We start from the raw sequence: 6,006 nt of genomic DNA on the forward strand, positions 1-6,006 counted from the left end.
ATTGTACATCTTATGATAGTCTTGTAATTTTAGCCTAATTCTTACAATATTAACTTTAATTGCATAGTTTTGATTAGAACTTTATTCTATTGCCTAATCTTCTTTTTATTATTACCCTTTTCAGGCATTCTCGCACAGCAGGGAAAAGTTGACCATTCATTTAATGTATTTGATGACGGACAGTATGGAGATGGTTTCGATGGGACTGTCCGAGCTCTTCTTTTACAAAGGGATGGCAATTTAATTGTTGGCGGAGATTACCTGAGTTTGAATGGATCTCCCATTTCTTATCTTACTCGTTTAAATCCCAACGGTTCAATCGACGAAAGTTTTAATACAGGAACGGGTTTTAATGGCAAAATCTATGCTTCCTATTTGCAGTCAGATGGTAAAATTATTTTGGGAGGAAGTTTCACAGCCTACAACGGAATTAGTGCTGGAAGACTGATTCGCTTAAACTCTGACGGATCTTATGATCCCACTTTTAATACTTCGATAGGAGCGACAACAGGAATTGTTTATGATATAGCGATGCAGTCCGATGGGAAAATAATAATTGTTGGAAGTTTTACAAAATATGCAAATAGTACAGTAAATCGAGTGGCTCGTTTGTTTCCCAACGGAACACTTGATTCTTCTCTTTTGACTGGCTCTGGCTCAACATTAAATATAACTCATGTTAAGATTACAACTGATGAAAGAATAATTCTTACTGGAAATTTTATCACATTTAATGGAACTCCAGCAAACAGAATTGTACGTTTAAATAGTAACGGAAGTTTCGATTCCACTTTTAATTGCGGGACTGGCTTCAACGATGATGTTAATGCGATTGCACTGCAAACGGATGGTAAAATGGTTATAGGAGGCAATTTTACCGTTTTTAACGATATTGTGGCCAATCGTTTTATTCGTTTGAATGCTGACGGAACAAAAGATGAAAGTTTTCAAGTTGGCTTAGGTTTCAGCAAAGAAGGAGTTCAGACAATTAAAATTGATTCGAATGGAGATTTAATGATAGGAGGCTCTTTTACTGGCTTTTATAATGGCTCCGAAGTTAATAGAGTAGTTTTTCTTAATTCAGACGGAACCTTAAAAACTAATTTTGATATTGGTTCAGGACCAGCCTCCGCTTCTGTTTTAAGCTTAGAGTGCGATGAAGAAGGTTCTTGGTTTATAGGAGGCTCTTTTTCTGTTTTTAACGGACAAAATCAAGGTAGGTTAGCTAAAATTAATAGTGATGAAGAACACGATATTGCATATTTGTCTTCAGGTATTGGCTTCGATAATTCTGTCTTGAGCATTTTGCCACTTCCAAATCAGAAAATAATCGTTGGGGGTAATTTTAATAAATTTAACGGAACAGCGGTTTCAAAGATAACTTGCCTTTTAGAAGATGGTTCTATCGATACCTCTTTTAATACAGGAAAAACTGGAGCAAACTACTTGGTAAAAACAACAGTGTTGCAAGCTGATGGGAAAATAGTGATTGGTGGTAATTTCACCAAATACAACGATATACTCAGTAATAGGATTATTAGAATTTTATCAGATGGAGAAACTGATAATTCATTTAACATTGGAGAAGGTTTTAATGCACAGGTATACGCACTTGCTGTTCAGACTGACCAAAAAATTATCGTTGCAGGAGCATTTACTAAATACAATGGATCGACTTTAAACAATAGTCGTGTTGTGAGACTTCTTCCAGATGGAACAAAAGATAATAATTTTAATATTGGCTTGGGAGCCGATGGCACTATTGAAGCAATAGTAGTACAATCCGATGGAAAAATTCTTTTAGGCGGGCACTTTAAGACATTTAATGCCCAGCCTTTTTCCGGTATAGTTCGTTTAAATCCTGACGGAAGTATTGACTCCAGTTTTAATATTCGAAACGGATTTGATAAATATGTCTATGCAATGGCACTCCAATCAGATCAAAAGATTATTGTTGGCGGTTCTTTTTTAACCTTTGATGGGATTTCTCAAAAGAGAATAGTTAGGTTAAATACCGATGGGAGTCTTGATGTGACGTTTGAATCTGGAACAGGTTTTAGTAAAGGAGATATTCGTTCTATTTTAGTGCAACCAGATGACCGGATTTTGATTGGAGGTGCTTTTTCAGGAACATATAAAAATGTGGTATCTTCCAGACTTATTAGATTAATGCCATCAGGCGTTATCGATAATTCCTTTACTGCGACTCTAAATAATACTCTTTTTGATATGAAATTTACTGAGGATTATAAATTGCTTGCTGGAGGTAATTTTAATTCTGTTTCTGGTATTTCTAAGCATAGAATTGCACGTTTAAAACTTTGCGCAAATACCACAGTTTGGAATGGAATATCATGGTCAAATGGTCCTCCTTCAGCGGGAAAAGATGTGTTTTTTAAAGAAAATTTTCCACAATTAAGCACCACTACAATTTGTGGTTGCAATATCGATCAAGGTAAGACTGTCACCTTGTTGGCAAATAATACTCTTACAATAGATTTTGCGTATACTGGTTCTGGAACTTTGGTCTTAAAAGATGCAGCAAGTTTATACCAATCAGATGACGATATAGTAAATACTGGGATTATTCATTTAATAAGAAAAACAAAACCAGTAATTCGCTATGATATGACGTATTGGTCTTCACCCGTTGATAGGCAGACAATGAAAGATTTTTCGCCCAATACTCTTGCAGATAAATATTACTGGCATGATCCAATTTCTCGTTGGATTATAAATTACAACGGAACAATGACCATGGTCCCTGGGCAAGGTTATTGTATCAGAGCTCCACAAAATTATTCTATTACGGAGCGGCAGGTATTTGAAGGAACTTTTAAAGGTATTCCAAATAATGGCAAAATAGACGCGGGATTTAAAGTAGTAGATGGTTTTTATCTAATCGGAAACCCGTATCCTTCTGCAATAAGCGCAGATCTTTTTATAAAAGCAAATGCTTCAAAAATATATGGAGCCCTTTATTTTTGGACACATAGTACACCTCCTTCTGACGGTAAGTATTCGGCAGATGATTGCGTTGTGTATAATCTTTTAGGTGGCGTTGGAATAAGTTCTTCTTTAAATTCGGAAAACTATACCACAACTCCAGACGGAACAATAGCTTCAGGACAGGGCTTTTTTGTGCAAAGTAAAGAAGAAGGTTTTATTGAATTTAATAATAGTATGCGGATTAAAGCTCGTAACAGTTCATTTTTTAGACCTAGTATTAGTTCTAAAGCAGAAGCAGAAAATGAAAAGCTTCGATTTTGGCTGAATCTTTATAATGAAAAAAATGCCTTAAAACAAATTTTATTGGGTTACGCTCGAGAAGCTTCGAATGCGATAGATTATTATGATGCCGTATCTTTCGGTTCAAATCAAGAAATTGACTTTTATAGCACTTTAGAAGATAAAAAACTAGTAATTCAAGGAAAAGCAATGCCATGGATAGAGAGTGACTCTTTTAATTTGGGATATAAAACAACCGTTAAAACTACGCTAAAATTGGAGATTGATCATCAGGATGCATTATTTAATGAAATTGATATTTTATTAGTAGATAAAAGCTTAAATAAATTTCATAATCTTTCTGAAGGACCATATCAATTTGATTCGGAAGCAGGAACTTTTAACAATCGATTTTCAATAGTTTATTCTAACAAAGCTTTAGGAAATGGAACTTTCAAGGACGATTCTAAAAGTACTTTCATATATGTCAAAAACCAAATCATAAATATTGAGTCATTTAATGAAAACATTAAAAAGATCACAATATTCGACATTTCTGGAAATGAATTGTACAAAAAAGATAAGCTTGAAACTAAAAAGGTATCTGTTCAAAATTTGCTTTCCCCTCATCAAATTTTATTAGTAAAAGTTAATTTCCAAAATGGCAAATCAACTTCAAAAAAAGTTATTTTTTAAAAATTAGAAAAAAGGTTTTTTTCTTGAATTGAGATTAAGTTATTGATTGTTAGTGATTTATTTGTTGATTTAACAATTTTTTATTGTTTTATATCTTTTTTTATTTCTGAGTGTTAAAATTTGAGTTTAATATTATCAGATTAATTTTTATGTAAACAAAATCGTACCTTGTAATAGGGTTTTGTCGATTAAATGCATATTAAATCGATAAAATACTTTTTATAAGCCTTGCCATTAAATTTGCTTGTTCAAAATACAGCTTCAACGACTTTCTTTTATCTGCCTTAAGTTTATTGTAAAAGAGTATTACTTTACTACTTGATTTTACAATTAATCTTGTTTTGAGTTTGAATTTATTTTTCAATTACTAAAATACCACAAGATGAAAAAAGATTTACTTTCTACGCTGAGTTCTTTCAGTTTTTTTACATTAGATTATCTTCACAAAAAATTAAAGTTTCTTCCAATTTTAATTCTAGGAATTTTTTATAGCTCTTTTTTAGAAGCACAAACCAGAACCCATACATTTACCGCAAGCGGTACTTTACTTCTTCCTGCGGGTATGGATGTTGTTACCGTTGAAGCATGGGGTGCCGGAGGTGCTGGAGGTGGCGCACAGGTTACACCGCTAGTAGGACGAAGTGGCGGTGGTGGTGGCGGTGGTGCATACGCAAGAGGAACTCTCAATACAACAACGGTATCAAGTTTAAATGTTGTCGTTGGAGCAACTGCTACAGGAGGGGCTGGTAATGGTGCTGCTGGAGGGTCAACCTATATAAATGGATTTACAGCTTTTTTAAATGCTCCTGGAGGGCAGGGAGGAAATGGGAATACGACTACGACTTCTACTCCAACTGGTGGAAATGGTGGTGTTGGAGCCATTGGAAATCTAGCAACAGCAGTTGGAACAAATGGGACAGCAGGATCTAGTGCAGCATTAAGCGCACTTCTTTCTTCTGGTGGTGGTGGAAATGCTGGTGGTTATGGTACAGTCACTGGAGCTGGTGCTGGAGGAGCGGCTTTTAATTCTGTGATATTGACAGATCGTGTTGGAAATAATGGGACGACCAATGGAGGCGGAGGTGGGGGGGCAATGAGTTCTAATAACCCAGCTAATGGAGGAAGTGGTGCAGGAGGGCAGGCTACCATTACTTATACTTGTAAAACATATAGTTTCACTGGAATATCGGCTCCAAATATTTGCACAGGAACCACTACAGATGTACTGCTAACAGGTACAGCAGCAAGTCTGCCAACGGGTACTTATACCGTAACTTATAATGTAAGCCGACCAAATAATGTAGGACAAACAGCAACGATGACTGTGACAACTGCAGGATCTGGAAGTTTTACTGCGGCAGGGCTGATTGGTACAGGAAATAGTACTATTACAGTTACTTCTTTAGCTTCAGCAGACTGTACATCATCTATAAGTGGAAGTAATGCTGTGACTATAATAGTTAGCGCTCCACCAACAATAACCTTAGGATCAGCTGTTGCAGTATGTGCCAGTGCCAGTGCGCAAAATACAACATTACCCTATACAGCAACTACTAACTCACCAACAAATTATAGTATTACTTGGAACGCAAGCCCTACAAATAGTTTCTTGCCAGTTACGAATGCGACTTTACCAGCAAGTCCAATAACTATTGCTGTTCCTGCAGGAACTGCTGCGGGAACATATACAGGATCATTAATAGTTAATAATGGAACTTGCGTATCAACCGCAACTAATTTTACAGTAACGGTAAATGCAATACCAACGATTACATTAGGAGCGACCACAGCGGTATGTACAAGTTCAAGCGCACAGAATACTCCATTGCCTTATACTGCGACAACAAATTCGCCAACTACATACAGTATTACTTGGAATGCCAGTCCAACGAATACTTTTGCAGCAGTTACAAATGCATCTCTGCCTGCAAGCCCGATTAGTATTGCAATACCAGCTAATACAGCTGCTGGAACATATACGGGGACATTAACGGTAAGAAATGTTGCAGGATGTACCTCGACAGCAAGTAATTTTACGGTTACAGTAAGCGGACCTCCAACTATTACATTAACCGGGACAAC

2 protein-coding genes are annotated in these 6,006 nt (G+C 36.1%); both read left to right on the forward strand.

Going from position 1 to position 6,006, the window contains the following annotated elements:
• Nucleotides 1–69 precede the first annotated feature (69 nt).
• Nucleotides 70–3,924: a T9SS sorting signal type C domain-containing protein gene (locus BLP44_RS03935; RefSeq protein ID WP_091129530.1), complete on the forward strand. Its 3,855-nt coding sequence runs from the start codon at nucleotides 70–72 to the stop codon at nucleotides 3,922–3,924.
• A 382-nt stretch (nucleotides 3,925–4,306) separates the two neighbouring features.
• Nucleotides 4,307–6,006, forward strand: a 1,700-nt coding sequence (locus BLP44_RS22910) for a glycine-rich domain-containing protein (protein WP_091129533.1), incomplete at its 3' end; no start/stop codon positions are given.

The sequence above is a fragment of the Flavobacterium anhuiense genome (assembly GCF_900101855.1).
Taxonomy (GTDB): domain Bacteria; phylum Bacteroidota; class Bacteroidia; order Flavobacteriales; family Flavobacteriaceae; genus Flavobacterium; species Flavobacterium anhuiense.